At 70.8% G+C, this 25,931-nt stretch carries 24 protein-coding genes and 2 tRNA genes; 10 read left to right on the top strand and 16 right to left on the bottom strand.

Features of this window, described 5'->3' with window-relative positions; translation table 11 throughout:
* Positions 1-3: 3 nt before the first annotated feature.
* From rsgA to AB0E67_RS02550, 4 genes are all read left to right on the top strand, one after another.
* A complete protein-coding gene (rsgA, locus tag AB0E67_RS02535; protein WP_362019889.1) occupies positions 4-1,020 on the top strand; it encodes a ribosome small subunit-dependent GTPase A in 1,017 nt (338 codons plus the stop codon).
* Positions 1,021-1,230: 210 nt separating this feature from the next.
* A complete protein-coding gene (locus AB0E67_RS02540; RefSeq protein WP_073781852.1) occupies positions 1,231-1,554 on the top strand; it encodes a multidrug efflux SMR transporter in 324 nt (107 codons plus the stop codon).
* Positions 1,555-1,668: 114 nt separating this feature from the next.
* A complete protein-coding gene (gene hisN / locus AB0E67_RS02545) occupies positions 1,669-2,472 on the top strand; it encodes a histidinol-phosphatase (RefSeq protein WP_362019892.1) in 804 nt (267 codons plus the stop codon).
* 190 nt (positions 2,473-2,662) lie between these two features.
* Entirely contained in the window at positions 2,663-3,067 is a 405-nt protein-coding gene (locus AB0E67_RS02550; RefSeq protein WP_073781850.1) for a CBS domain-containing protein, read from the top strand.
* A 203-nt stretch (positions 3,068-3,270) separates the two neighbouring features.
* Here the strand turns inward: AB0E67_RS02550 and AB0E67_RS02555 are convergent, their stop codons facing one another.
* Positions 3,271-4,722 carry a catalase gene (locus tag AB0E67_RS02555; RefSeq protein ID WP_362019895.1) on the bottom strand — a complete coding sequence of 484 codons (1,452 nt, stop codon included), beginning with the start codon at positions 4,720-4,722 and terminating at the stop codon, positions 3,271-3,273.
* Between the two features lie 161 nt (positions 4,723-4,883).
* Between AB0E67_RS02555 and AB0E67_RS02560 the strand changes: the two genes are divergently transcribed.
* On the top strand, positions 4,884-5,303 hold the full coding sequence (locus AB0E67_RS02560) for a Fur family transcriptional regulator (RefSeq protein ID WP_362019898.1): 420 nt from the start codon (positions 4,884-4,886) through the stop codon (positions 5,301-5,303).
* A gap of 220 nt (positions 5,304-5,523) precedes the next feature.
* Here AB0E67_RS02560 and AB0E67_RS02565 read toward each other — a convergent pair.
* The 4 genes from AB0E67_RS02565 to AB0E67_RS02580 all read right to left on the bottom strand — a co-directional run bounded on the left by AB0E67_RS02565 (position 5,524) and on the right by AB0E67_RS02580 (position 11,284).
* Positions 5,524-5,597, bottom strand: a tRNA-Met gene (locus tag AB0E67_RS02565).
* Between the two features lie 136 nt (positions 5,598-5,733).
* Positions 5,734-7,947 carry a tetratricopeptide repeat protein gene (locus AB0E67_RS02570; RefSeq protein WP_362019901.1) on the bottom strand — a complete coding sequence of 738 codons (2,214 nt, stop codon included), beginning with the start codon at positions 7,945-7,947 and terminating at the stop codon, positions 5,734-5,736.
* Positions 7,948-8,157: 210 nt separating this feature from the next.
* Positions 8,158-8,231, bottom strand: a tRNA-Met gene (locus AB0E67_RS02575).
* 74 nt (positions 8,232-8,305) lie between these two features.
* A complete protein-coding gene (locus AB0E67_RS02580) occupies positions 8,306-11,284 on the bottom strand; it encodes a UPF0182 family protein (protein ID WP_362021416.1) in 2,979 nt (992 codons plus the stop codon).
* 137 nt (positions 11,285-11,421) lie between these two features.
* Between AB0E67_RS02580 and AB0E67_RS02585 the strand changes: the two genes are divergently transcribed.
* Entirely contained in the window at positions 11,422-11,979 is a 558-nt protein-coding gene (locus AB0E67_RS02585) for a PPA1309 family protein (RefSeq protein WP_242433825.1), read from the top strand.
* 70 nt (positions 11,980-12,049) lie between these two features.
* On the opposite strand, the gene AB0E67_RS02590 is transcribed toward AB0E67_RS02585, so the two are convergent.
* From AB0E67_RS02590 to AB0E67_RS02605, 4 genes are all read right to left on the bottom strand, one after another.
* On the bottom strand, positions 12,050-13,138 hold the full coding sequence (locus tag AB0E67_RS02590; RefSeq protein ID WP_362019903.1) for a PDZ domain-containing protein: 1,089 nt from the start codon (positions 13,136-13,138) through the stop codon (positions 12,050-12,052).
* A gap of 190 nt (positions 13,139-13,328) precedes the next feature.
* The gene (locus tag AB0E67_RS02595) at positions 13,329-13,499 is read right to left on the bottom strand and encodes a hypothetical protein (protein WP_362019906.1); all 171 of its coding nucleotides are present in this window, start codon (positions 13,497-13,499) and stop codon (positions 13,329-13,331) included.
* A gap of 128 nt (positions 13,500-13,627) precedes the next feature.
* Positions 13,628-14,089, bottom strand: coding sequence for a molybdenum cofactor biosynthesis protein MoaE (locus AB0E67_RS02600; RefSeq protein WP_362019908.1), 462 nt, complete (start codon positions 14,087-14,089; stop codon positions 13,628-13,630).
* A gap of 127 nt (positions 14,090-14,216) precedes the next feature.
* Complete coding sequence (locus AB0E67_RS02605) at positions 14,217-15,359, bottom strand: SDR family oxidoreductase (protein ID WP_362019909.1); 1,143 nt, start codon at positions 15,357-15,359, stop codon at positions 14,217-14,219.
* Between the two features lie 190 nt (positions 15,360-15,549).
* Here AB0E67_RS02605 and AB0E67_RS02610 point away from each other — a divergent pair, with 190 nt between their 5' ends.
* Positions 15,550-17,001 (top strand): zinc-dependent metalloprotease, encoded by a 1,452-nt coding sequence (locus AB0E67_RS02610; protein WP_362019912.1) that lies wholly within the window; start codon positions 15,550-15,552, stop codon positions 16,999-17,001.
* A complete protein-coding gene (locus AB0E67_RS02615) occupies positions 16,998-17,546 on the top strand; it encodes an NUDIX hydrolase (protein WP_362019914.1) in 549 nt (182 codons plus the stop codon). Before AB0E67_RS02610 ends, AB0E67_RS02615 begins: the two co-directional genes overlap by 4 nt.
* A 168-nt stretch (positions 17,547-17,714) precedes the next feature.
* Here the strand turns inward: AB0E67_RS02615 and AB0E67_RS02620 are convergent, their stop codons facing one another.
* From AB0E67_RS02620 to AB0E67_RS02635, 4 genes are all read right to left on the bottom strand, one after another.
* The gene (locus AB0E67_RS02620) at positions 17,715-18,470 is read right to left on the bottom strand and encodes an AIM24 family protein (protein WP_362019917.1); all 756 of its coding nucleotides are present in this window, start codon (positions 18,468-18,470) and stop codon (positions 17,715-17,717) included.
* A gap of 18 nt (positions 18,471-18,488) precedes the next feature.
* Entirely contained in the window at positions 18,489-19,169 is a 681-nt protein-coding gene (locus AB0E67_RS02625) for an AIM24 family protein (RefSeq protein WP_362019920.1), read from the bottom strand.
* Positions 19,170-19,181: 12 nt separating this feature from the next.
* Positions 19,182-20,879 carry a TerD family protein gene (locus tag AB0E67_RS02630; RefSeq protein WP_362019923.1) on the bottom strand — a complete coding sequence of 566 codons (1,698 nt, stop codon included), beginning with the start codon at positions 20,877-20,879 and terminating at the stop codon, positions 19,182-19,184.
* 107 nt (positions 20,880-20,986) lie between these two features.
* Positions 20,987-21,610 carry a M48 family metallopeptidase gene (locus AB0E67_RS02635; protein ID WP_362019925.1) on the bottom strand — a complete coding sequence of 208 codons (624 nt, stop codon included), beginning with the start codon at positions 21,608-21,610 and terminating at the stop codon, positions 20,987-20,989.
* Positions 21,611-21,883: 273 nt separating this feature from the next.
* Between AB0E67_RS02635 and AB0E67_RS02640 the strand changes: the two genes are divergently transcribed.
* Entirely contained in the window at positions 21,884-23,029 is a 1,146-nt protein-coding gene (locus AB0E67_RS02640; RefSeq protein WP_362019928.1) for a ThiF family adenylyltransferase, read from the top strand.
* A 41-nt stretch (positions 23,030-23,070) separates the two neighbouring features.
* On the top strand, positions 23,071-24,495 hold the full coding sequence (locus tag AB0E67_RS02645) for an AarF/ABC1/UbiB kinase family protein (protein WP_362019930.1): 1,425 nt from the start codon (positions 23,071-23,073) through the stop codon (positions 24,493-24,495).
* A 105-nt stretch (positions 24,496-24,600) separates the two neighbouring features.
* Here AB0E67_RS02645 and AB0E67_RS02650 read toward each other — a convergent pair whose 3' ends face one another.
* The 3 genes from AB0E67_RS02650 to AB0E67_RS02660 form a co-directional block, all read right to left on the bottom strand.
* Positions 24,601-24,816 (bottom strand): hypothetical protein, encoded by a 216-nt coding sequence (locus AB0E67_RS02650; protein WP_362019933.1) that lies wholly within the window; start codon positions 24,814-24,816, stop codon positions 24,601-24,603.
* 264 nt (positions 24,817-25,080) lie between these two features.
* The gene (locus tag AB0E67_RS02655) at positions 25,081-25,419 is read right to left on the bottom strand and encodes a hypothetical protein (protein WP_362021418.1); all 339 of its coding nucleotides are present in this window, start codon (positions 25,417-25,419) and stop codon (positions 25,081-25,083) included.
* Between the two features lie 17 nt (positions 25,420-25,436).
* Positions 25,437-25,805, bottom strand: a complete 369-nt coding sequence (locus AB0E67_RS02660) for a WhiB family transcriptional regulator (RefSeq protein WP_362019936.1) — start codon at positions 25,803-25,805, stop codon at positions 25,437-25,439.
* Positions 25,806-25,931 lie beyond the last annotated feature (126 nt).

Here is a 25,931-nt window from a genome sequence, read left to right on the forward strand (position 1 = left end):
GACATGCGCCGCTACGGCAAGAACCCCGACGAGGACGACGTCCGGATCCGCCCCAACCGCAAGGGCAACCGGCCCCGTACCAGCATCCGCCCCAAGCACGAGGACGCCGAGGAGGGCATGGTCCTCACCGTCGACCGGGGCCGCCTCACCTGCCTCGTCGACGGCCGTACGGTCGTCGCGATGAAGGCCCGTGAGCTGGGCCGGAAGGCGGCCGTGGTCGGTGACCGGGTCTCCCTCGTCGGCGACCTGTCCGGCGACAAGGACACGCTCGCCCGCATCGTCCGCATCGGTGAGCGCCGCTCGGTGCTGCGCCGCACCGCGGACGACGACGACCCCTTCGAGCGGGTGGTCGTCGCCAACGCGGACCAGTTGGCGATCGTCACGGCGCTGGCCGATCCGGAACCCCGTCCGCGCATGATCGACCGCTGTCTGGTCGCCGCGTACGACGGCGGGCTGTCCCCGCTCCTCGTGCTCACCAAGTCCGATCTCGCCCCGCCCGACAAGCTGTTGGAGGCGTACACACCGCTGGGTGTCCCGTTCGTCGTCACCAGCCGCGAGGAGCTGGAGAACGGCGAGGCCGCCGAGCGGGTGCGCGAGCAGCTGGCCGACCGGATCACCGCCTTCGTCGGGCACTCCGGTGTCGGGAAGACGACGCTGGTCAACGCGCTCGTGCCGGCGGACCGCCGACGTACCACCGGGGTCGTCAACGCGGTCACCGGCCGCGGCCGGCACACCACCACGTCCGCGCTGGCGCTGCCGCTGTCCGGCCGCCGGGGCTGGGTGATCGACACCCCTGGCGTGCGGTCCTTCGGGCTCAACCACATCGACCCGTCCCGGGTGATCCACGCGTTCCCCGACCTGGAACCCGGCACCGAGGACTGCCCCCGCGGCTGCACCCACGACGGCAACCAGCCGGAATGCGCCCTGGACGCCTGGGTGGCGGACGGGCACGCGGACCCGGCGCGCCTGGACTCGCTGCGGCGGCTGCTGTCCACCCGGGAGCGGCGCGAGGGCGACTGATCGGCGCCGGTCCGCGCGGTGGCCCGCGGCCTTCGCGACCGGCCGGACGCGTGCACGACCTGCCGGGGGTGGTGACGACCGACCGAGCGGGTGCACGACCGGCCCGGCACGTTTGTGATCGCTCCGGTACGTTTGCGATCTACCGAGACCGGTAAGTGCATAATCACACTCAAGTGGCAAGCCGGTCACCGACGTGGGAGGGCACTGACGATGGCGTGGCTGCTGGTCGTGGTCGCGGGACTTCTGGAGACCGGCTTCGCCGTCTGCCTGAAGCTGTCGCACGGTTTCACCCGGCTCTGGCCGACCATCGCGTTCGCCGCCTTCGCCCTCGGCAGCTTCGGGCTGCTGACGTTGTCGCTGAAGAAGCTCGACGTGGGCCCCGCGTACGCCGTGTGGACCGGCATCGGGGCTGCGGGCACCGCGATCTACGGCATGGTCTTCCTCGACGACGTGGTCTCCACCCTCAAGCTGGTCTCGATCTCGCTGGTGATCATCGGGGTCATCGGACTCCAGCTCTCCGGCTCGTCCCACTGATCCGCCCCGCCCCGGGGCGCACCCGGGCCGCCGACGCGCCCCGGGAACCGTCCACGATGCGGGCGGCCACGCGGTCGTGTGGCTCCGTTCACCCGCGGTCGATACTGTGACGACATGCCCGATTACCACGATGACCTGCGGCTCGCCCATGTGCTTGCGGACGCCGCCGACGCCGCGACCATGGACCGGTTCAAGGCCCTGGACCTCAAGGTCGAGACCAAGCCGGACATGACGCCCGTGAGCGAGGCCGACAAGGCCGCCGAGGAGCTGATCCGCGGTCACCTCCACCGGGCGCGCCCGCGCGACGCGATCCTCGGCGAGGAGTTCGGGGTCGAGGGGACCGGGCCGCGGCGCTGGGTCGTCGACCCGATCGACGGCACGAAGAACTACGTGCGCGGTGTGCCGGTGTGGGCGACGCTGATCTGTCTGATGGAGGCCGACGACGCCGGGGACTTCCAGCCGGTGGTCGGCGTGGTCTCCGCGCCCGCGCTGAACCGGCGCTGGTGGGCGGCGAAGGGCGCCGGGGCGTACACCGGGCGCAGCCTGAGTTCCGCGACCCGCCTCCAGGTGTCGAAGGTGGAGCGGATCGCGGACGCCTCGTTCGCGTACGCCTCGCTGGACGGCTGGGAGGAGCGGGGCCGGCTCGACGGCTTCCTGGACCTGACCAGGGCCTGCTGGCGCACCCGCGGATACGGGGACTTCTGGCCGTACATGATGGTCGCCGAGGGTGCGGTCGACATCTGCGCGGAGCCGGAGCTCTCGCTCTGGGACATGGCCGCGAACGCGATCGTCGTCCAGGAGGCGGGCGGCACGTTCACCAGCCTCGACGGGGTGTCCGGCCCCGGCGGCGGCAACGCGGCGGCCTCGAACGGGCTGCTCCACGACGAGCTGCTCGGCTACCTCGGCCGACGCTCCTGAACCCCGGCAACCAGCGCCCCTGACCCCGGCCGCGCCCCCCGAGGGGCGTCGCGCACCACCGCGCGCCCCTCGGACGGCCCCATTCCCCCCTTGTTGCGGTCCCGCATCGATGCGAGCCTGAGAGTCCACCCAGCTTGTGAACTTGTGAACCGACTCGCGTGGTCGTTTCACGAAGGAGGTGACTCCCCTCATGCTCGTCCGTGACGCAATGAGCACCCTGGTCCTCACCATCGGACCGACCCATACGCTCCGCCAGGCCGCCCGGCTGATGTCGGTCCGCCGCATCGGGGCGGCTGTCGTCCTCGACCAGGACAACAGCGGGCTCGGCATCCTCACCGAGCGCGACATCCTCGACGCGGTCGGCTCGGGACGGAATCCCGACGTCGAGACCGCCGCCGCCCACACCACCACCGACGTGGTCTTCGCGGCCCCCACCTGGACCCTGGAGGAGGCCGCCGAGGCCATGACGCACGGCGGGTTCCGTCATCTGATCGTGCTCGACGACCACGGCCCGGTCGGCATCGTCTCGGTCCGCGACATCCTGCGCTGCTGGACGCCCACCAGACGCCGTCAGCGCGTGAAACTCGCTGGCTGACCCCCTGGGGGCCGTCCAGCGGACCCTCACGGACCCGTGCACCGACCCGCACGGACCAACGAGGACCGCGAGGACCCGCCGGTCGGCCCCCAGGACGACCGGCGGACCGGCCCCGAAGAGCGCCGTACCGCCCCCTCCGACGACCGGTGGGCCGGGCCCCTCCGAGGAGGAACCCGGCCCACCGTCGACGGCGGACGCCCGGATCAGCCGCGCAGGGCCTGGACCGCGGCCTCCAGACGCTTGCCGAAGTCGCCGTCCGCCTGGCGGAAGTTGTTGATCGCCCGCTCGGCGATGTCGTCGCGCGACACCTTGGCGATGAACCCGGCGAGGTTGTCGACCAGCCGGCCCTTCTCGTCCTCCGAGAGCAGCCGGTAGAGGTTCCCGGCCTGGACGAAGTCGTCGTCCTCGGCGTGGCTCGGGGCCACGTGCGTACCGATCTCGCCCGTGACCGGCGTGGACTCCCACAGCGGCCGGTCGGTCTGGGCCGGTCCGCCGAAGCTGTTCGGCTCGTAGTTCTTCGCACCCTTGTGACGGCCGTCGTACAGGAAGCCGTCGCGGCTGTAGGTGCGCGCCTCGGCGGCGTGCGGACGGTTCACCGGCAGGTGGTCGGCGTTGATGCCGACGCGGTAGCGGTGCGCGTCGCCGTAGGCGAAGAGCCGGCCCTGGAGCATCTTGTCCGGGGAGGGACCGATGCCCGGCACGAAGTGCGCGGGGCTGAAGATCGACTGCTCGACCTCGGCGAAGATGTTCTCCGGGTTGCGGTTGAGCTCCAGCTTCCCGATCTCGATCGGCGGGTAGTCCTCGTGCGGCCACACCTTGGTGAGGTCGAACGGGTTGAAGCGGTACGTGGCCGCCTCGGCCGCCGGCATGATCTGGACCTGCACCGTCCAGGACGGGAAGTCACCGCGCTCGATCGCCTCGCGCAGGTCGCGCTGGTGGCTGTCGGGGTCCTCACCGGCGAGCTTGTTGGCCTCGGCCTGGGTGAGGCTCTTGATGCCCTGGTCGGTCTTGAAGTGGTACTTCACCCAGAAGACCTCGCCCGCCTCGTTGCTCCACTGGTAGGTGTGCGAGCCGTAGCCGTTCATGTGGCGGTACGAGGCCGGGATGCCGCGGTCGCCGAAGAGCCAGGTCACCTGGTGGGTCGACTCGGGCGACAGACCCCAGAAGTCCCAGACGTTGTCCGCCTCCTGCGAGCCCGTGTACGGGTCGCGCTTCTGGGTGTGGATGAAGTCGGGGAACTTGATGGCGTCCTTGATGAAGAACACCGGGGTGTTGTTGCCGACGAGGTCGTAGTTGCCGTCCTCGGTGTAGAACTTCAGCGCGAAGCCGCGGGGGTCGCGCACCGCGTCGGCCGCCCCGAGGTTGCCCGCGACGGTCGAGAAGCGTAGGAACGTCTCCGTCTGCTTGCCGACCTCGGAGAGGAACTTCGCCCGCGTCCACTGCGTGACGTCGCGGGTCACCGTGAACGTGCCGTACGCGCCGGCGCCGCGGGCGTGCACGATGCGCTCCGGAATGCGCTCACGGTTGAAGTGCGCGAGCTTCTCCAGCAACGACTGGTCCTGGACCAGCACCGGCCCACCGACGCCTGCGGTCTGGCTGTTCTGGTTGTCGGCGACCGGCGCCCCGGCCTCCGTGGTGAGCGGTCCCTGCGTCACGTGCGCCTCCTGCGTCGTTCCTGCACATTCGTCATGTCGTGCACAGCCTGTCCCTTGGCGTATGCCAAAGCCGATCCTACAATGGACTTAGTCCAAGTCAAGGGAACATCCAAACTCACACTCGTTCGGGACCTGGTCCCCCCACTGTTAGGCTTGTGCTTATGAGTGACCTGTTGGAACGACTTCGCGGACGCGGCTGGCGCATGACCGCCCAGCGGCGCGTCGTGGCCGAGGTCCTCGACGGAAACCATGTGCACCTGACGGCCGACGAGGTCCACGCGCGAGCTGTCGCGAAGCTGCCCGAGATCTCCCGCGCCACCGTCTACAACACCCTGGGTGAGATGGTTGCGCTCGGCGAGGTCATCGAGGTCTCCACCGACCGCCGCGCCAAGCGCTACGACCCGAACGCGCATCGCCCCCACCACCACCTGGTCTGCGCGAACTGCGGCACCATCCGCGACGTGCACCCGGCGGGCGACCCGTTGGCGGACCTGCCGGCGGACGAGCGGTTCGGCTTCACGGTGTCCGATGTCGAGGTGACGTACCGCGGCATCTGCCCGGGCTGCGCGGCCGGCGGCTGAATCCCGCTTCCCCGCAGGACCTCGTTTCCCCGCGGGACCCCGGCTCTTCTGGAGGGCCCCGGCGCACATGCTCCCGTGTGCGCCGGGGCCCTCCGTGCGATGCGCCGGGGCGCACGTCGGCCCGGCAGGGCACGGCTCATGGGGGAACCGGTCCACCGGGAAGGGCAGCCGGAAATGCGGGAAGCCGGATCCCTTGAAGGATCCGGCTTTCCGTCTGCAGTAGCGGGGACAGGATTTGAACCTGCGACCTCTGGGTTATGAGCCCAGCGAGCTACCGAGCTGCTCCACCCCGCGTCGTTGTGCGTACAACAGTACGTCACCGCTCAGGACCTGCGCAAATCAGATTCGGCTCACCGGATGCGCGGGCGGCAGCACGGCCCCGGGGCCCGTCGGTGCCCGGCCCCGGCTCCCCGGGTGCCGGGCCACCGCCTCACGCGGTGAGCTCCTGGTGCAGCGCCTCCCGCAGGCGGGCGGCCCGCTCGGCGACCTCGGCCGGCCCCAGCTCGACCGCCCGCGCGCACCAGCGCTGCCCCTCCGTGAGTTCGCCCCGGCGCGCGGACAGCAGGGCGAGCCGCAGAGCCGCCCGCCCGTGCCCGTCGTTCGCGGCCCGGGTCCACCACAGCGCGGCCTCCCGCTCACTGCCCTCCCGGGCGAGCAACAGCCCGAGGTTGAAGGCCCCGTTGCGGCTGCCCGCCTCGGCGGCCTCTCGGTACCAGCGGGCCGCGCTGTCCACGTCGCCGCGAGCCGCCGCGAGCATCCCGACCCGTACCTGGGCCCGGCGGTGCCCCTGCTCGGCGGCCCGCTCGTACCACTCCTCGCACTCGGTCTTCACCGGAATCGGCTCCCCGAGCGCGGGCGGGCCGGGCGGCCGCCGCGAGTCCAGCACCCCGGCCAGCCGGAAGGCGGCCTCCGCACTGCCGCCCCCGGCGGCGCAGCGCAGATGGCGTTCGGCCTCCTGCTCCTCGCCCCGCTGCAGCAGGGCCATGCCGACCTGGAGCGCGGCCTCCGTATGACCGGCCGCCGCGGCGCGCTCGTAGCAGACCAGTGCCGTACGCTCCTCGCCGCGCCCGGAGTACAGGATGCCGAGGTTGAAGGCCGCGTCGACGCTGCCCGCCTCGGCGGCCTTGGAGAACCAGGGCTCGGCGCCGGTCGTGTCGCCCGCCTGGAGGAGGAGCACGGCCAGCGCGTTGGCGGCCTCGCGGTGGCCCGCGTACGCGGCGCGCCGGTACCACTGCTCGGCCTGTGCCGTACGGTCCTGGGCGGCGCAGAGCAGCCCCAGGTTGTAGGCGCCGTTGACGTCCCCCGCGGTCATGGCGGCCCGGTACCAGCGCTCGGCGGTCTGCTGCTCACCCCGGGCGGCGTGCAGGGCCCCCAGGGCGTTGGCGGCGTTCCCGTCGCCGTCCTGGGCGGCGCGCAGCCACCACACGGCGGCGCTCTCCACGTCCCCCGCGTCGCGCAGCAGGAAGCCGAGGGCGCAGGCGGCGCGCGGCTCGCCGGCCTTCGCCGAGATCAGGTACCAGCGGCCCGCCTCCTTGGGCTCGCCGCGCTGTTCCAGGAGGGCACCGAGGCGCAGCGCGGCGCGCTGGTGGCCGCGCGCGGCGGCCTGCCGGTACCACTGCTCCGCCTCGCCCGCCCGGCCGGCCGTGCGACCCGCCGGACCGCCGCCCTTGCGCACCGCGAAGCCGCCCGTGGCTCCCGGGCGCACGGAGGTGGCGTGGCGCGGGCCCTGGTGGCCGAACCGGTCGTACGGATCGTCGTCGGCCTCGGGGTCCAGCATCCGCGCCAGGCGGTACGCAGCCTCCCGGTGCCCCTGTTCGGCGGCGGCGCGCAGCCAGCGCTCGGCTCCCACGTCGCCACGGTGCTCCAGCAGGTCGGCGAGGGCGTACGCGCCCAGCGCGTGGCCCTGCTCGGCGGACTGCCGCAGCCAGTACTCGGCACCCGGCTCGTCCCCGCGCTCGCGGTAGTACCGGCCGAGGGCGTGCGCGGCGGCGGCGGACCCGGCGACGGCCGCGACGCGCCACCAACCGGCGGCCTCGTCGGTGTACCCGCGCTGATGCAGGAGGACGCCCAGGTTGTTGGCGGCGGCCCGGTCGCCGTCGGCCGTGGCGGCACGCAGATAGGGCTCGGCCCCGTCCAGGTCGCCGCGCCGCAGCAGCAGCGCGCCGAGGGTGCTCATGGAGGTGGTGTCACCGGCGTCGGCGGCGCGGCGGTGGCGCGCCTCGTGCTCGTCGCTCCCCGGGGTCTCCGCCGGGTCCTGGTCCACCGGGTCCCCGGAGACGTCCCCGGCGGCCTCGAAGCCCTCCTGGCTTCCGGCGGCTCCGGGGCCCTCCCCCGCCCCGGAGTCCTCACGACCCTCCTGGGTCCCGGTGTCCTCGACAAGCCCGGGAGTCCCGCGGGCCCCAGCACTCTCCGCGGCGGCCGGGCCTCCCGTGCTCTCCGTACCCGCTGCGTTCTCTGTCTCCGTGCTTTCGAAGGTCGCGGCACACCCCGCAGTCTCTGCAGTCCCAGTGGTCTCGGTGGTCTCGCTGTTCTCCGTGGTGGCAATACCAAAAGCCGCATTCACCACGCTATCCGGCCGATGAACGCGGCGTCGTGCAAACCGCCCTGTCTCCAACAGAGTTGCCCTGTCCCCCATAAATATCATCGTCGCACCACCCGCACCCCGCGCACACTGGTATACCGCGACCAGTGAGGTCACTTCAGCGTTTTGTCGACATGCCCACAGAGAGACAAGTCAAACACGTTCGGGCCCAACTCGCGCCCCGCGAACCGCCCTTCGCCCCATCCCACGAGAAAGTCACGCGGCACGACGAAGGCCCGGATCCTCGAAAGGATCCGGGCCTTCGTCTTCCAGTAGCGGGGACAGGATTTGAACCTGCGACCTCTGGGTTATGAGCCCAGCGAGCTACCGAGCTGCTCCACCCCGCGTCGTTGTGTGGAAACCGTACCACGACGCGGGGTGGAGCCTTTACCGGGTTACCCGGCCGGGGAGCCCGTCACCGTCAGCCGCTGTCGCCGCCCGGCTTCGCGGCACCGCCGCCACCCGGCTTCGAACCGCCGTCGTCCGGCTTCGCGCCCCGGTCGCCGGAACCGCCGGAACGGTCCGCGTCGTTCCCGCCGCCCGACTTGGGCTGGGCCGCCGCCGCGCGCTCCAGCGCGTCCTGGAGCTCCGCCTGGGCCTTGCCGTAGGCGGTCCAGTCCTGTTCCTTCAGGGCCGCCTCGCCCGCCGCGTACGCCTTCTGCGCGTCGGCGATCGCCTTCTTCAGCGCCGCCTCACCGGTGGCCGGCGGCTGAGTGGTCTCGCCCGGCGGCCGACTGGTCTCCTCGGACGGCGGAGTCTCGCCCGTCACCCCGAAGACCTCGTTGAGCGCCTCTCCGAGGCTGTTCTTGAAGACGGTCTTCGAGCCGTACGAGGCGGCGACCTTGCGCAGCAGCGGGTAGTTCTGCGTGCCACCGCGGGTGTACACCGGCTCGATGTAGAGGAATCCGCCTTCGAGCGGCACGGTCAGCAGGTTGCCGTACTCGATGTCGGAGTCGGTTCCCTTGAGGTTCCTCACGAACTCGGCGACGTCGTCGTTGCCGTTGAGCTCGCTCTGCACCTGACCGGGGCCCTTCACCGTGGTGGTGACCCTGAGCAGCCTTATCGTTCCGTAGTCCTTGCTGGCGGCGTCCGCGTCCACCGCCATGAACGCCCCGAGGTCGGGACGCCCCTTCGGCGTGAACGTGGTGGTCAGCGAGAACTTCTGGGCCGACTGGTCCGGCATCTTTATGCTCAGGTAGTACGGCGGGACGGCACCCGAGTCCTTGTTGGTCGGGTCGTCCGGGACCTGCCACGCGTCACTGCCACTGTAGAACTGGGCGGGGTTCGTGACGTGGTAGCGGGTGAGCAGCTCGCGCTGGACCTTGAACAGGTCCTGCGGGTAGCGCAGGTGCTCCAGGAGTTCCTGCGGGATGTCCGCCCTGGACTCCACCGTTCCGGGGAACGCCTTGCGCCAGGTCTTGAGGACCGGGTCCTTGGTGTCCCACTCGTAGAGCTTCACCGTGCCGTCGTAGGCGTCGACCGTGGCCTTCACGGAGTTGCGGATGTAGTTGACCTGGTTCTGCTGGGCGACGACCGCGCGCTGGTTGGTGGTCAGCGAGTCGGCCGTGGTGTCGCCGAGCGTGGTCCGCGAGGCGTACGGATAGCCGTTGGTGGTGGTGTACGCGTCGACGACCCACTGGATCCGCTTGTTCACCACGGCCGGGTAGGCGTCGCCGTCGATGGTCAGCCACGGGGCGACCGCCTCGACGCGCTCCTTGGGCGTGCGGTTGTAGAGGATCCGCGAGCCGTCGCCGATGGCGCCGGAGTAGAGGATCTGCGGCTCGCTGAACGCCACCGCGTACGCGGCACGGTTGAAGGTGTTGGAGAGGCTGACCCCGCTGTCGCCCTTGTAGCTGGTGGTCTTCTCGCCGTCCTCCTCGTAGTCGAGCTCCTTCTGGGGCCCGCCGACGATGGAGTACTGCTCGGTCTTCTCGCCGTAGTAGATCCGCTGCTCGTACGTGCCCAGGTCACCCGTGGTCGGCAGGCCCGACTCGGTGAAGTCCGGGGAGCCCTTCGGGTTCTTGCCCGTCGTCGTGCCCCGGGCCGCGATGGCGCCGTAGCCGTGGGTGTAGGTGAAGTGGTCGTTGATCCAGTTGCGCTTGGGGATGCCGTCGAGGTTCAGCTCGCGCAGACCGATGACCGTGTCCTGGTCCTTGCCGGCGGCGTCCTTGTAGCGGTCCACGTCCAGCGTCTTGGGGAACTGGTAGTAGTTCCTCTTCTGCTGGAGCTGCTGGAAGGCCGGGGAGACGACGTTGGGGTCCATCACCCGGTAGCTGGCGGCGGTGTCCGCGCTCGCGCGCAGTTCGGCGTTGTCCTCCGTCGTGCTCTTGCCCGAGTAGTCCTGCACCTGCGCCCGGTCGATGTCGTACGCGTCACGCGTCGCTTCGATGTTCTTCCGGATGAACGGGGCTTCCTTGGCCTGCTCGTTCGGCTGGACCTGGAACTTCTGCACGATGGCCGGGTACAGCCCGCCGATCAGGATCGCCGAGAGCACCATCAGGCCGAAGCCGATCACCGGAAGCTGCCAGGTGCGGCGCCAGAGCGTCGCGAAGAAGAGCAGGGCGCAGATCGCGGCGATGCAGAACAGGATGGTCTTCGCCGGGAGGTAGGCGTTGGCGTCGACGTAACGCAGACCCGCCCAGTTGTCCGTCGCCTTGAAGTCGCTGGACTTCACGGCCAGGCCGTAGCGGTCGAGCCAGTACGCCACCGCCTTCAGCGAGACGAAGACGCCGAGCAGCACCGACAGATGGCCGGTGGCCGCGCCGGTCGCCCGCGCGCCGGGGCTGGTGATGCGGAGCCCGCCGTACAGGTAGTGGGTCAGCGCGGCGGCGATCAGCGAGAGCACGGTGGCCGCGAAGCCGAAGCCCAGCAGGAAGCGGTACCAGGGCAGGTCGAAGGCGTAGAAGGAGACGTCCAGGTGGAACTGGGGATCCTTCTGGCCGAAGGCCACGCCGTTCACGTACATCAGCCAGGTGCGCCACTGCCCGGAGGCGGACGCTCCGGCGATCAGTCCGACGACCGCGGCGATCGCGAGCAGCACCCACTTCTTGAAGGGGGCGAGGCTCATCCGGTACCGGTCCAGGCTCTGCTGCTCCAGCGACATCGCGCTCAGCGGCGGCCGGAGCCGGTGCGCGAGCCAGATGTTCAGGCCGACGACGAGCGCCATCAGCAGTCCGAAGACGAGAAACAGTCCGATCTTGGTCCACAGGGTGGTGGTGAAGACGGACGAGTACGAAACCGACCGGTACCAGAGCCAGTCGGTCCAGAACCCGGCGAACATGACGAACGCCATGGCGAGGACCGCCAGGACGCCCAGTGTCATGAGCAGGGTACGGGCGCGCCGGGACGGGCGGCCGACTCTGATCCGTGGCCCGGTCGGGCCTCCGCCGCGGTCCGGCATCTGGAAAGCCAACGTGCGCACCTCGTAGTTCGCGGGTCGTATGAAGCGGGCCCGGAAATCGTAGGACCCACCTATGCAACTTACTGACCCTTTACCTAGTTCCCGATCCCGGGGCGGAAGGAGGCAGGATATTGGTCATGTCCAACGTTTCCGCCTCAGGCCCCCCGATGGCCGCGAGCCCCCTCACCGTCGCCGTGCTCGAGATCGACGAGTACGTCTCCGGCCTCGGCTGGGACCGGCCCGCCCTGCTGTTCGCCCTCGTCGACACGGCCCGGCTGCGGGTCCAGGAGCCCGGCCTCGCCGCCCAGCTCGGCCTGGACTCCGACGCCCCCGCCTCCTCCCTCACCCCCATCGAGCAGGAGGAGCTTCCGGCGGGCACCGCCCTGGACGACTTCCTCGCCACGATCGCGTGGCCCGACGCGGTGGCGGGCTGTGCGCTGACCGTGGAACGGTTGATGCTGCCGCCGTCCGCCGAGGCGTCCGTGCCCGAGGGGCTCGACGAGGCCCAGCTGGCCAAGTGGGTCGCGAAGCACCCTGAGCGCCAGGAGGTGCGGATGACCGTGGCCGTGCTCCGTGACGGTTCGCGCGAGTGCGCCGTGCGCCTGCGCGAGAAGGACTCGCCGAGTGAGGTGCGGACGGGCGCGGGCCTGGTGCCCGGGCTGGCCGACGCGCTGGCCGCGACCTTCGAGGACTGAGCGGCCGCCCTCGATGACTGCGGGACTGTCGTGCTCCTTCGGGGAGCGCGGCCTCCCGCGCGGGGCACGGTCAGCCGGCCGAACAGCTCGGCAGACCGGCCGTGTCCCCCGTCCGGATCTTCTCCAGCGACTTCCTCGCGTCGTCGAGCGTCTTCACCTTGACCAGTGTGAGTCCGCCCGGGGTGTCGGAGGCGGCCGCCTTGCAGTTGTCGGCCGGGGTCAGGAAGTAACGTGCGCCCGCGTCCCGCGCGCCGACCAGCTTCATGGTGATGCCGCCGATCGGGCCGACCTTGCCCTTGTCGTCGATCGTGCCCGTGCCCGCGATGAACTTGCCGCCGGTCAGGTCGGTCGGCGTCAGCTTGTCGACGAGACCGAGGGAGAACATCAGGCCCGCGCTCGGGCCGCCGACGTCGGCGAGCTCGATGTCGATCCGGAACGGGAACGTGTGGTCCGTCGCGGCCTGGATGCCGACGATCGCGCGCTTGTCCCCCGGGGCCTTCGCGGTGGTGATGACGACCTTCCGGCTGCCCTCGGGCTCCTTGCCGGCCTTCTCGGCCGCCTGCGCCGTCTTCGCCGGGACGATCGTGAACGTGACGTCCTCACCGGGCTCGTGCCGGGTGACGAGCTTCGCGACGTCCTCGGGCTGCTTGATGTCCGTGCCGTCGACCTTCTTGATCACGTCTCCGGCGTGCAGCCTGCCCTGGGCGGGGCTGTCCTTGACGACCGTGGAGACCACGACGCGCGACGCCACCGGGATGCCCAGTTCGTTCAGGGCGGCGACCTTGGCGCTCTCCTGTGACTGGGTGAACTCCTCGGCGTTCTCCTGCGTGGACTGCTGCTCCGTCTTGCCGTCGGGGTAGAGGGTGTCGTGCGGCACCACCACGCTGTCGTGGGACAGCCACCCGTACACGGCCCCGACGAGATTCATGCGGTAGTCGGCGCCGGTGACCCTGACGGTGGTCATGTTGAGATTGCCCGATGTCGGATACGTCTTGTGCCCCGAGATCTGCAGGACCGGCTCGCCCTTGACCTTGCCGAGGGTGTTCACGGTCGGCCCGGGAGACATCTCGGAGTACGGCACCTTGATCAGCAGCGCCGCGCAGAGCAGCGCGATGAGCATCAGGGTGGCGGCGAGCATCGTCGCGGTGCGGCGTGGCATGGAACGACAGTACGGGAAGGGTCTGTCAGTGCGCTGTCGGGGCCGATGCCCGGGAGGCAGGAAGCCCGGTGCGGTACGGCCTTGCGCGGAAGCGTCGGCGGTCGGCACCGGAACACGGGTGCCGTCCTCTCAGGGGCACGGATTGGCGACTGCGTATGCGCCGCGACGACTGCGCGGGGCGCGAGAAGCGTCAGACGGCATCGGAACCGGAATGCGATTTCTCCATCGCTTCACGGAACCGCGCGTACCCGGCCAGTTCCGAGACATCACCGGGCGTGTGATCACGAGTGACCCAGCTGCCCCATATCGCCGCACCGAGCGCGGCGAAAAGCGGAATCAACAACCAGGCAAGTGCTGCCATTACGACCTCCCTGCCCCATGAGCGACCGCAACTGACCGGTCAGCAGATTAACCGTCTGCAGGACCCACGCTCATGGCAGGGGGACGATTACGCAAATCGGGGCGGCCAACCACTCGATCGGCTTGCGCTCAGCAAGCGCCGACCCATTCCTCGGTGCCGTCCGAGAACCGCTGGTGCTTCCAGATCGGGACCTCGCGCTTGAGGTCGTCGATGAGCTTGCGGCACGCCTCGAACGCCTCCGCGCGATGCGGGCAGGAGACGGCGACGACGACCGCGGTATCGCCCACTCGGAGGTCACCCACACGGTGGACGGCGGCGAGCGCCCGGACCGGGAATTCCGCCACGACCTTCTCGGCCACCCGGCGCAGTTCGTCCTGCGCCGACGGATGGCAGGAGTATCCGAGCGCGCTGACGTCCTGACCGCCGTCGTGGTTGCGCACCGTGCCGGCGAAGAGCGCGGTGCCTCCTGCGGCGTCGTCGCCGACGGCACGCAGGACCTCGTCGACCGACAACGGTGTGTCGCGGATCGCCAGCAGCCGGACGGGGTCGGTCGACGCCCGCTCGCCGGGGTGGTCGTGCATGGGAACCATGGGGCCCATGGTGCCGTACCGTGCCGGCAAAGGGGGAGCGCGTATGCGACGTCGGTCCGCGCGGTCCCGGGTCCGCGCACGGACCGCCTCGACCCGGAGAGCCCCGTACGGGCCCCGGGGCCGGGGGTCAGATGCGGCGGCGGGCCTTGCGGGCCCTGCGGACCAGGGCGGCGGTGCCGAGCAGCGCCACGGTCGCACCGGCGGCACCCGCCGCGGTCGCGTCCTTGCGGCCGAGGCGGCGTCCGGCGACGGTGTGCCGTCCCGCCACCTCTTCGAGGAGCGCGGCGAGCACGTCCTCGTTGGTCCAGCGCGGACGCCAGCCCGCGTCGTGCAGCCGGCTCACGCTGACCACCCAGGGGTGCATCGTGTACGCCAGATCCCCCGCCGGCGACGGGGTGAGCCCGATCCTGTGCAGCCGGGCGGCGGCGCCGAGGGCGACGGCCGAGGGCAGTTCCATCCGGCGGACACCGCTGAGCTCCTCGACCTCCTCCTGCTCCAGCCAGCCGTCGCAGCCGACCGCGAACTCGCCGTCGATCTTCTCCAGCGCCGCGTACTCCAGGGCCGTGACCAGGTCCTCGACATGGCAGAACTGCCAGGTGGGACGCGACCCGGCGACGACGAGGAGGCGCGGCGACTCGAAGTAGCGGGTCAGCGCGGTGTCCGTGCCGCCGACCAGGACCGCGGGCCGGATCACGGTCACGTTGAGTCCGGGATGGGCCCGGGGCGCACGGCGGCCGAGGCGTTCGATCTCCAGGAGGTCCCCGACACCGGTGGCCTCGGCCGTGGCGCGCAGCTCGGCGTCCTCGGCGAGCGGCAGGTCGTTGTCGGGCAGCGCCCCGTAGACCATCGCCGAGGTGCACAGGACCACCCGGTGGACCCCCGCGGCCGCGGCGGCCGTGAGCACGGTCTGGGTTCCGCGCACGTTGTAGGCGGTGCGGGCGGCGGGGTCGGTCTCCAGGTCGAGATCGAGTGCCAGGTGCACCACGACGTCCGCGCCGCGCAGCTTCTCCGCGATGGCCGGGTCCCGTACGTCGAGGAGGTACCACGTCGCGTCGGGGACCTCCCCGCGGCGCTCGTCGATGGCGATGACCTGCTTGATCTCCTCGGAAGCCACGAGGCGTGCGACGAGCAGCTCGCCGACGCCGCGCGCGGCTCCGGTGACCGCGACGACGGGGCCACGGCTCCCTGAACGGCTCTTCACGGGTTTGCTCTCGGTCGAGGGGGCGGAAAGGTTTCGCGCTGCGCGAACCTGAGGATCTGGGGAACTCACCGGGCGTCTCCAGCGGTTGTCTTCAGTACGTACCCGAATGACGCGTACGTACCAGGTGGCGTCCATCCTGCCGCAGGCCGGGGCCGAGGAGCACCGAGCCCCCGAGCGGACTTTTGGTGTCTACGCTGGATGGTGATGTCGGGCAGTCGCCGTCGGTTCGCGCCGGCGGCCCTAAGAGCCGAGGAAACCCGTGAGTGACACCCCATTCGGATTCGGCCTTCCGCCGGAGGAGCCGGAGAACGGCGACGAGGGCAAGAAGAAGGACCCCACCGGAGGTGGGCAGGGTTCGGGCGGGCCGGCGAACCCGTTCGGCTTCGGGCCCGGCGCGGGCGGGGACAACCCGTTCGCGGCGATGTTCGGCACGCTGAACCCCAACGACCTGGGGGCGGCCTTCCAGCAGCTCGGCCAGATGCTGAGCTACGAGGGCGGTCCCGTGAACTGGGACATGGCCAAGCAGATCGCCCGCCAGACGGTCGCGCAGGGCACGCCCGACGGTTCCAAGGACGCGAGCGTCGGCCCGTCCGAGCGGTCCGCGGTCGACGAGGCGCTGCGCCTGGCCGACCTGTGGCTGGACGGTGTGACGTCGCTGCCCTCCGGTTCGGTCTCGACGGTGGCGTGGAGCCGTGCGGAGTGGGTGGAGGCGTCCCTTCCCGCCTGGCAGAAGCTGGTCGACCCGGTGGCCGAGCGCGTGGGCGTCGCCATGGGCGACGTGCTGCCCGAGGAGATGCAGGCGATGGCGGGCCCGCTGATCGGCATGATGCGGTCGATGGGCGGCGCGATGTTCGGCCAGCAGATCGGACAGGCCGTCGGCGTGCTGGCGGGCGAGGTGGTCGGGTCGACCGACATCGGACTGCCGCTGGGCCCGGCGGGCAAGGCCGCGCTCCTTCCGTTGAACGTTGAGCGTTTCGGCAAGGACCTCGGTGTCCCGCAGGACGAGGTCCGGCTGTACCTCGCGCTGCGCGAGGCCGCGCACCAGCGCCTCTTCGCCCACGTCCCGTGGCTGCGCTCGCATCTGTTCGGTGCCGTCGAGGGATACGCGCGCGGCATCAAGGTCGACACCAGCAAGCTGGAGGACGTGGTCGGTCAGTTCGACCCGTCGCAGCCCGAGCAGCTGCAGGACGCCCTCCAGCAGGGCATGTTCCAGCCGGAGGACACGCCGGAGCAGAAGGCGGCCCTGGCCAGGCTGGAGACGGCGCTCGCGCTGGTCGAGGGCTGGGTGGACGCGGTGGTGCACGAGGCCGCCAAGTCCCGTCTGACGTCGGCCGACGCCCTGCGCGAGACCATGCGGCGGCGGCGCGCCTCCGGTGGTCCGGCCGAGCAGACGTTCGCCACGCTCATCGGCCTCCAGCTGCGTCCGCGGCGGCTGCGCGACGCCTCGCGCCTGTGGGCCTCGCTCACCGACGCCCGCGGGCTGGACGGGCGCGACGCGCTGTGGGAGCACCCCGACATGCTGCCGACGGCACAGGACCTGGACGATCCGGACGGGTTCGTCCACCACGAGCAGCTGGACTTCTCCGAACTGGACAAGATGCTCGGCGAGGCCGCGCAGGAACCGAAGAAGCCCACGACCGGCACGGACGAGGCGTCCTCCGGAGAGGCCGACGACCGCGGGAGCGACAGCAAGGGCGACAGCGACCGGTGAGCCTGCACGACGACGCCGTTCTCGTGCTCAAGGGTTACGAGGACGCGCAGGACCCGGACCAGGACGGGCTGCGGCAGGTCTACCTGGACCACCTGGCCCGGCATCCGGACGGCATGTGGAAGGCGTGCGACGCCGGGCATCTGACGGCCAGCGCACTGGTCGTCGATCCCGAACGCGGCCGCGTCCTGCTCACCCTGCACCGCAAGCTGCGGATGTGGCTGCAGATGGGCGGCCACTGCGAGCCGCAGGACGGCACGCTGGCCGCGGCGGCGCTGCGCGAGGCCACCGAGGAGTCCGGGATCAGCGGCCTCGCACTGCTCCCGGGCGGGCCGGTGACGCTGGACCGCCACCGCATTCCGTCGCCCTGCCACTGGCATCTCGACGTGCAGTACGCGGCGCTGGCGCCGCTGGGCGCCACGGAGCAGATCAGTGACGAGTCGCTGGACCTGCGCTGGTTCACGTACGACGAGGTCCCGTCGGTGGCCGACGCCTCGGTCGTACGGCTCATGACGCGCGTCCGCGCCGTGTTGGAGCAGCGTCCCTAGAACCGATCGGTACGCGCGGCCGGGAACGGCGTCGTCGACGCGCTCCGGGCCCTTCCGGCTCCACGTCGGCCCGTACACCGCTTCGGGCCCGCACGTTTCGGCCCGCGCGGAGGGGACGGCTTTCAAGGCCGTCCCCTCCGTGCTGCCGTCGGTGTCGGCCCGCGCGGCTCAGTTCCAGGCGTTGTTCCTGTTCTGGCCGTAGGCGCCCTGCTGGCCCATCCCGTACTGGGCGCGGATCCCCTGGCCGATCTGCGCGTTCTGCGGCGGCAGCACCTCGCTGGGCTGGACCAGCGCGTAACCCTGGCCGAGGAAGCTGAGCTCCCAGCCCTCGCCGGTGCTGCCGCGGCGCCGCCAGACACCCGAGGAGTGCGTCTGGGCCTGCATCTGCACCCGCAGCGAGCTGGACCAGGCGACTATCGCGTCGGCGTCGGCGTTGACGTACTTGTCGGGCGTGACCTGCACCATGAGCGGCTGCCCGGAGGTCATCAACGCGACCTTGCCGCTTCCGGTGATGTTGAGCTGGTACTTCCCGGACCCGGCGATGCCGTACTGGCTGTCCACCGCGATGACCTCGTGGTGCAGCCCGGAGTCCAGCGCGAGCACATAGGCGCTGTCCACGGTCAAACCGTCGTGGTCGACGTCCACCACGTGCACGTACTGCGCGAGGTTGGCGAGGAACACGGTGCCCTGGCCGGAGCACCGCATGAGGTCGAGTCCCTCACCGGTGTGCGAGCGGGAGCGCTGTTGTCCCCTCGACTGGTACTCCCCGTCGAACTCGATCAGGCCCTGGTACGCGACCATGCTGCCCTTGCGGGCGAGGACGTCGTCGTGGCCGCTGAGCGAGACCCGCAGCATCTGCGCGTTCTGCAGGGTGTAGCGGTCCGCGGACTGCTGTTCGGTGTGCTGGAAAAGCGGGCTCTGCATGGTGTCCTCTCGCTCCCCTCAGCCCCGGGCCCGCAGGCGGTCGGTGCTGTCCTCGCTCGGCTGTACGACGACGATGCCCTGGCCGGAGAAGGCCATCTGAAACGCCTCACCGCTGCCGCGGCCGATCAGGGACGCCGCCTTGAAACTGCGTTTGCCCTTCACCTTCAGGTTCGGGGACCAGGCGATGAGCGCGTCGGGGTCGACGTACGTCTCGTCCTCGCCGCTGCCGCAATTGACGACGACGGGGGTCCCGCGCGAGGTCAGCGCGACCCAGCCGGTACCGGAGATCGACACGTTCCACAGGCCCTGACCGGCGAACTTGGCGAGACCCTTGACCCGCTCGACACCCCACTGGAGCTGCGCGTCGAAAGCGAGGACGTTCGTGCCGTTGACCGACAGCGCCTCGTTGTCGAGGTGGACGACGACGACGTCCGCGCCGTAGTCGGCGAGGTAGAGCAGTCCGTCCCCGCTGCACTTCATGAGGGGGGCGCCTTCGCCGGTGATCCAGTCGCGTGCGATCTGGCGTACGGCGGGCGGGTTCGGCTCGTACTGGATGAACCCCTCGTACGCGACCATCGAGCCCACGCGTGCGAAGAGGTCCTGGCCCGTCGCCATCGCCACCTTCAGCATGGCGCTGCCGTGGTTCTCCATACGGGCGGTGACCGGTGCGGGGCCGTACCCCGCGAGCTGCTGGTTCATGCTTCGGCTTCCTCAGACCTCGTACGGCTGGACGACGATGAAGTTGCCCGGTGCACCCCGGAACTGAAGGTTCACCGACTCTCCGCTGTGTCCCGGGTAGGCGTTGTAGCGCAGCCGCACCTGACTGGAGACGATCACCTGGGACGCCGCGGACCAGGCCACGATCGCGTCGCTGTCGGCGAACGTCGTCGGCGTGACGGGCAGGACCACCGGGGTGCCGTGCGTCATCACCACGACGGTGCCGGTCCCCTGGAAGACCATCGTGAACAGCGCCCCGCCCGGGATCCCGTGCCCCTCGATGCGCCGCACCTCGTACTGGAGGGACTCGTCGAAGGCGAGGACGCGCTCGGCCGAGACGCAGATGCTGTCGCCCTGCAGCTCGATGGGGTGCAGATGGGCGCTGTTCTCCGCGAGGAACACCTGACCGCGGCCGGTGCAGCGCATCAGCTGCATCTCCTGGCCCGTGGCGTTCCCCACGATCCGGCCCGCGAAGCCCGCGCCCTTGTAGCTGAAGTCGACCTTGCCCTGGTACATGACCATGCTGCCCTGGCGGGCCAGCACGGGGGCGCTGTCCTGGCCGAGGTCCACCCGGACCAGCTGGTGGTTCTGCGCCGTCCAGCGGCGGCCGGTCGCCACCTCCTTGTAGAGGTTGACGGCCGCCTGGAGTCCGCCGCCGGACTGCGGTACGCCGTGCGGCACTCCCGTGGCCATGCCCGTGCCCGGGGGCTGCTGGCCGTACGGCGCCGGGTACGGCTGAGCGGGGGGAGCCGCGACGGGCGCGGGCTGACCCGGAGCCTGGCCGAACTGCGGCGGCTGCGGCGGCTGTCCGTAAGGGGCCGGGGCGGGGGCGGGGGCGGGCGGGGGAACGGTGCCACCGGGCGGCGTCATGGGCACCATCGGCGCCACCATCGTCGGCGCACTGTGGATCTGCTGCGGGGTGGGTGCGGCCGGGGCACCGAACGACGGGGCGGGCTGCGGAGCCTGGGGCGCGGCCGGGGCGCCGAAAGAGGGATCGGGTGTCGGAGCCTGGGGCACCTGTGGGGCCTGAGGCACCTGTGGAGCTTGCGGCACCTGGGGCGCGGCGGGAACTCCGAACGACGGGGCCGGCGCCGGTGCGGACGCCTGCGCGGGCGGGGCGAACGGCGGTGGGGACCCCTGCGGCTGGGGGGCGGCGGGCTCCTCCTCGGCGACCTCGCCGCCGAAGTTCTTCAGGAGCGCTTCGAGACCGCCGTCGAAGCCCTGGCCGACGGCGGCGAACCGCCAGACGTCCTTCAGGTAGAAGTCGCCCAGCATCACGGCGCGTTCGGTGGTGAACTCCGAACCGTCGAAGGCATACCGGGCGACTTCCTCGCCACCGGCGACGATCCGGATGTATCCGGGGCCGATCGCGGACATCTGGCCGGCGCCGTCGATCGTCGCGGTGAATGAAAGCTTCCGGATGTGCGCCGGAATACGCTCCAGGGTGACGCGGAACGACTCGGTGTCGCCGGCCTGGGAACCGAGGAGCTGAATGGACTCTTCGGGCGATTTAGGCTGATTGAAGAAGATGAAATACCGGTCGTCCGAGAGCCGCTCGTCGGCGTCGAGACCGAAGCAGCTGATGTCGACGGTCAGCCCCGGGCCACCGATCTGCACGCCTACGTACAGGTCCGTCCCCGGGGTGAGATCGCCGATCCTGGCCTTGTGGCCGCGCTGGAATTCCCTGGCCATGCGTAACGACCGTCCCCCATCCCGAAGGTGAATACGTCGCGCCAGGCTAACCGCAATCTCGGACATCGGGCCAAGCCGGTACACATCCGGTACAGAATCGCCGGACGTCACTCGCCCCGTGCGGCGGGCAGATGCGGCAGCCGGTCCGCCGCCACCACGCCCTCCAGGTAGCCGCGGGCCCGTTCGGTACGGGGATACGCCTCCAGCAGCCGCCAGAACCGGGGGCCGTGACCGGGCACCAGGAGATGGGCCAACTCGTGCACCAGTACGTAGTCGACGACGTACTCGGGCATGCCCTGCAAACGGTGCGAGAGCCGGATGCTGCCCTCCGCCGGGGTGCAGGATCCCCATCGGGTGTTCTGATTGGTCACCCACCGCACCGACACGGGCCTGGCCCGGCCGTCGAAGTACTGGGCGGACAACCACTGGGCACGGTCGGCGAGTTCACCGTCGCCGAGAATGCTCCTGCTCTCCTGGGCGGCGAGCTTGTCGAGCATCACGTTCACCCACCGCTGCTCCTCGGCCTTCGACATCCGGGCCGGGATGAGCACGATGGTGCGGTCCCCCTCGCGATACGCGGAAACCGTCCTGCTGCGGCGATTGCTCCTGCGGACCTCGACCGCGCTCGTGGCCGAGGCGCGGGGCGGACGGTCCACCGCGCCGCGGTGGCGTGGTCGGGCGCTGCGCGCAGAGGGATCTCCGGCGATTCCGGGCGGCGGGTCGGCGGGCACGCCATGACGTTACCCGGTCACGGTGGAGGAAGTCCCGCCTGCGGACGGTTCACACAAGATCCACTCCGCAACGTGCAGCATTTGAACGACAAATACACCGCACCTGTGGACAACTTTCCGCACGATTCGGCGCCGCCCCGCATTCTGACAACGCGTCCCGCACAGGTCCGGCGCGTGAGTCATGAGTGGATCAGGCGCGGCGATCTTCGTCGGCGGGCGCACGGATATCAGAACGAGGAACAGAACTCGCAGAACTCAGACCGGGGGAAAGCCGTGTATCCGATGTTGAAGCCCGCGCTGCGCCGCGCGTGGCGCGGCCGAGGGACGGTCCAATTCGGGGTGACACCCGCTCATGCGGTGACGCTCGGGCCGATGGATATCGCGACGAGCAGTTTTCTGGAACTGCTCGACGGTACGCGCGGCCTGCCACTGCTGCGCGAGGAAGCACGGGCACTGGATCTGTCCGACCATCAGGTCGACACCCTGATCCGGCGGCTGACCGATGCGGGCCTGATCGAGGACGTACGGTCCGCCGGTCCCGCGAGCGACGCGTTGAGGAACCGGCCCGGCGCCCTGGAGCGGCACCGTCCCGATCTGGCGTCGCTGTCGGTCGTCCATCCGGAGCCGGGCGGTGGAATGCGCCGGCTGGCGGCCCGTCGGGCGATGCGGGTGCAGGTCCGGGGTGCGGGCCGGGTGGGCGCCGCGATCGCGGCGGTGCTGTCCGGGGCCGGGGTGGGCCGGGTGGAGGTGCTGGACGGCGGACACACCGAGCCCTGGGACGTCTCGCCGGGCGGACTGCCACCGGCGGCGGTCGGGGAGCGCAGGGACACCGCCGCCCGGCAGTTGGTGCGCAGATCCGCGGGCGGCTCGGCTCCTCGGACGGCGGAGACCGCGGGTGCTTCGGGGAGCGGGGAGCCGGGGCTCTCGTTGATCGTGGTGGCTCCCCGTGACGGCTTCGGCGTGTACGTCCCGGACCCACGGTCGGCGGAACAGTGGATCACCTCCGGCACTCCCCACCTCTACGCCGGAGTGGTGGAGGCGACAGGGGTGGTCGGTCCCCTGGTCCTGCCTGGGGGGACGGCGTGCGCCGGGTGTCTGGCGCTGGCCCGCGCGGAGGCGGACGAGGAGTGGCCCCGGATGCTGTCCCAGTGGCGTTCCGGGCGGCGGACCGCCGTGCAGGCGTGCGACCTCGGCCTGGCGACGGCGGTGGCCGGTCTCGCCGCCGCGCACGCGCTGTGTTTTCTGGACGGGGATCTGCCCGCGAGCACGGGGACCCGCTGGGAGACCGCGCTGCCGCTGTTGGACTGGCGGTCGGAGCGGATCACGGCGCATCTCGACTGTTGCTGCGGAGCGGCTGGGCACACTGTCAGGGAGCGCGTCTCCGGTGTCGACACGGCGCACGACACAATGGCCGGGTAACCGCCGCACGCGGTACGGCAGTCTGGGATATGGAGGGGCTCATGTCTGATCTTCCCCGGAAAGCGGTCACGCGTACCGCCAAACTGGCAGCCCTGCCGTTGGGCTTCGCCGGCCGCGCCACCTGGGGCCTGGGCAAGCGGATCGGCGGGAAGTCCGCGGAGCTCGTGGCCCGGGAGGTGCAGCAGCGGACGGCCGATCAGCTCTTCAAGGTGTTGGGCGAGTTGAAGGGCGGCGCGATGAAGCTGGGCCAGGCGCTGTCCGTCTTCGAGTCGGCGCTGCCCGAAGAGGTGGCCGGACCGTATCGCGCGGCGCTCACCAAGCTCCAGGACGCCGCGCCTCCCATGCCCAGCGGCACGGTCCACGAGGTGCTGGCCGCCCGGCTCGGCGAGGACTGGCGGGAGCTGTTCCTGGAGTTCGAGGACAAGCCGTCGGCCGCCGCGTCGATCGGCCAGGTGCACCGGGCGGTGTGGCACGACGGGCGGGACGTCGCGGTGAAGGTGCAGTACCCGGGCGCGGGAGAGGCACTGCTCTCGGACCTGACACAACTCAGCAGATTCGCCCGGCTGCTCGGTCCGTTGATTCCCGGCATGGACATCAAACCGCTCATCACGGAGTTGCGCGACCGCGTCTCGGAGGAGCTGGACTACGAGCAGGAGGCACGGTCGCAGCAGGCCCACGCCGAGGAGTTCGCGGCCGATCCGGACATGGTGATCCCCGGTGTGGTGCACCAGTCCGACCAAGTACTGGTGACGGAGTGGATGGATGGCGTTCCGCTGGCCGACGTGATCGCGAAGGGCACGCCCGAGCAGCGTGACCGGGCCGGTCAGTTGCTGGCTCGCTTCCTCTTCTCGGGACCGGCCCGTACCGGGCTGCTGCATGCCGACCCGCATCCGGGCAACTTCCGGTTGCTTCCTCCGGAGGAGGGGGCGGACGGGGCCGACGAGTCCGGCGAGAACGCCGGGACCGTGCAGTGGCGGCTCGGGGTACTGGACTTCGGCACGGTGGACCGGCTGCCGGGTGGTCTCCCGCAGCCGATCGGGGACTCGTTGCGGCTGGCACTGGCGGGTGAGGCGCGGGCGGTGTACGAGCTGCTGTGCGAGGAGGGGTTCGTCAAGGAGTCGGTCGAACTCGACCCGGACGTGGTGCTGGACTACCTTCTCCCGATCATCGAGCCGGCGCAGGCGGAGGAGTTCACCTTCACCCGGAGCTGGATGCGCAACCAGGCGGCACGGATCGGCGATCCGCGCTCCCCCGCCTATCAGCTGGGCAAGCAGTTGAATCTGCCGCCCGCCTATCTGCTGATACATCGGGTGACACTGAGCACGATCGGGGTGCTGTGCCAGCTGGGCGCGACGGTACGGCTGCGTGACGAACTCGAATCCTGGTTGCCGGGATTCCTCTGGGAGTACGAGCAGGAGCCCGTGATCGCGGAGGAACCGGCCGACGACGTGGTCGCCGGGGCATAGGCGGCGGCCGTCGGCCCGGCCGGCGCAATCGAGGACCGGGAGGGGCAGCCCGGGCGGCCGGGCGGAGACGGCAGGCTCCGGGGCCCTGGCCGCGCGTCCCGGACGTCACCACCAGGCGGGGTCGAGACGGCTCTCGATCGCCCTGATGTGCGTGCGGGCGCATGTGTCGCAGACGTACTGGTGGCTGCCGTTCTCCACGGAGCAGGTCCAGGTCGCGGGTGGGGTCTCGCTGTTCGCGGACGCGCCGCACAGGGCGCAGACGACCACCGCGGCGTCCTGCCCGTCGGGCCGCTCGTTCCGGGGATGCGTCTCCTCGTCCACCTCGTGACGATAACCCGATGGTCACCGCACCGCGCCGCACCGCGCAGCACGGCGCGTACGGCGGCGGGCCGTGGTCCGCGCGCCGAACGACCGTGGGGCCGGTCCGTTCGGACCGGCCCCACGGAAGGGGTACTGAAGAAGGGGTACTGAGGAACCGGGTACGGGACCAGGTCCGTCGCCACCGGGCGGAGCGGTCGCCCGGCGGGGGCGGTGCCGGTGAAGGGCCCGGGTCAGTGCCCTCCCGCGCTTGTGCCGAGAGGGCTGCTAATGCATGACCGCCATGGCCAGCGCTCGGCGGGCGCGCATCGATACGCGCTCGGCCCTGCGCTGCATCCGACGCGCGTTGACCAGGCGCACGGCCCGGCGTTGCGTATCGGCCTCCCTCATGCGCTCGTGCATATGAGCACGGGCCAGGGCTTCTGGGATGAGTTGCATCTCGCGGGTCCTGTTCTGGCGCGAATCGTTCGCACCGATGATCGTGACGTTCGGTGTTGCGGAGCCGACGGGCTCATGTGTGGGGACGGACATTGGTGCCTGATTTCGGGGATCGTGGGTGCGGGGACGGTCGATGGTGCCGGTGCGCTTCGTGGGTTTGGGGGCCATGACCCCCAGTCCGGCGGTCACGCCGCGACCGGGTTCTTGCGCGGACGGCCCCGAGGCCGCTTGCGGGCGACGACGACGCCCTGGACGAAGAGCTCACCGCCCCAGACGCCCCAAGGCTCGCGCCGCTCCTTGGCACCTGCGAGGCACGCCTCGACGAGCGGGCAGGTGCGGCAGAGCGACTTGGCGTACTCGACATCGGCCGGCGACTCGGCGAAGAAGACCTCCGGGTCGTAGGAGCGGCAGGGGACGGGTACGTCGAGGTTCTCGATGGCGTCATCGAGCGAGGTGAGCGTGGTGAGGGGGGTCAAGGTGGAGTCCTCCGTGAGGCCGGGCGGCGGGATCGGGTCGGAAAGCGGTACGGACGGGGCGTGCGCTTCGAGTTGCACGGTGGGTGGTGTCCTCGTCTGGTCGTTCCGGCCTGTTGGCCGGAGGGCGGCTGGTACCGGGTGCTGCTTGTCCCGAGGCTCCTTCGCGCTGTCCGTCCGCATGGACGGGCAGGCTGTCCGTCCGTT

Origin of the sequence: Streptomyces sp. NPDC032161 (assembly GCF_040636995.1) — a bacterium.
Taxonomy (GTDB): domain Bacteria; phylum Actinomycetota; class Actinomycetes; order Streptomycetales; family Streptomycetaceae; genus Streptomyces.

Coding starts and splice junctions, on each gene's coding strand:
- rsgA (WP_362019889.1), top strand. CDS start 4: ATGCGCCGCTACGGCAAGAACCCCGACGAGGACGACGTCCGGATCCGC.
- AB0E67_RS02540 (WP_073781852.1), top strand. CDS start 1,231: ATGGCGTGGCTGCTGGTCGTGGTCGCGGGACTTCTGGAGACCGGCTTC.
- hisN (WP_362019892.1), top strand. CDS start 1,669: ATGCCCGATTACCACGATGACCTGCGGCTCGCCCATGTGCTTGCGGAC.
- AB0E67_RS02550 (WP_073781850.1), top strand. CDS start 2,663: ATGCTCGTCCGTGACGCAATGAGCACCCTGGTCCTCACCATCGGACCG.
- AB0E67_RS02560 (WP_362019898.1), top strand. CDS start 4,884: ATGAGTGACCTGTTGGAACGACTTCGCGGACGCGGCTGGCGCATGACC.
- AB0E67_RS02570 (WP_362019901.1), bottom strand. CDS start 7,947: ATGATATTTATGGGGGACAGGGCAACTCTGTTGGAGACAGGGCGGTTT.
- AB0E67_RS02580 (WP_362021416.1), bottom strand. CDS start 11,284: ATGCCGGACCGCGGCGGAGGCCCGACCGGGCCACGGATCAGAGTCGGC.
- AB0E67_RS02585 (WP_242433825.1), top strand. CDS start 11,422: ATGTCCAACGTTTCCGCCTCAGGCCCCCCGATGGCCGCGAGCCCCCTC.
- AB0E67_RS02590 (WP_362019903.1), bottom strand. CDS start 13,138: ATGCCACGCCGCACCGCGACGATGCTCGCCGCCACCCTGATGCTCATC.
- AB0E67_RS02595 (WP_362019906.1), bottom strand. CDS start 13,499: ATGGCAGCACTTGCCTGGTTGTTGATTCCGCTTTTCGCCGCGCTCGGT.
- AB0E67_RS02600 (WP_362019908.1), bottom strand. CDS start 14,089: ATGGTTCCCATGCACGACCACCCCGGCGAGCGGGCGTCGACCGACCCC.
- AB0E67_RS02620 (WP_362019917.1), bottom strand. CDS start 18,470: ATGCAGAGCCCGCTTTTCCAGCACACCGAACAGCAGTCCGCGGACCGC.
- AB0E67_RS02625 (WP_362019920.1), bottom strand. CDS start 19,169: ATGAACCAGCAGCTCGCGGGGTACGGCCCCGCACCGGTCACCGCCCGT.
- AB0E67_RS02630 (WP_362019923.1), bottom strand. CDS start 20,879: ATGGCCAGGGAATTCCAGCGCGGCCACAAGGCCAGGATCGGCGATCTC.
- AB0E67_RS02645 (WP_362019930.1), top strand. CDS start 23,071: ATGTCTGATCTTCCCCGGAAAGCGGTCACGCGTACCGCCAAACTGGCA.
- AB0E67_RS02655 (WP_362021418.1), bottom strand. CDS start 25,419: ATGGCCCCCAAACCCACGAAGCGCACCGGCACCATCGACCGTCCCCGC.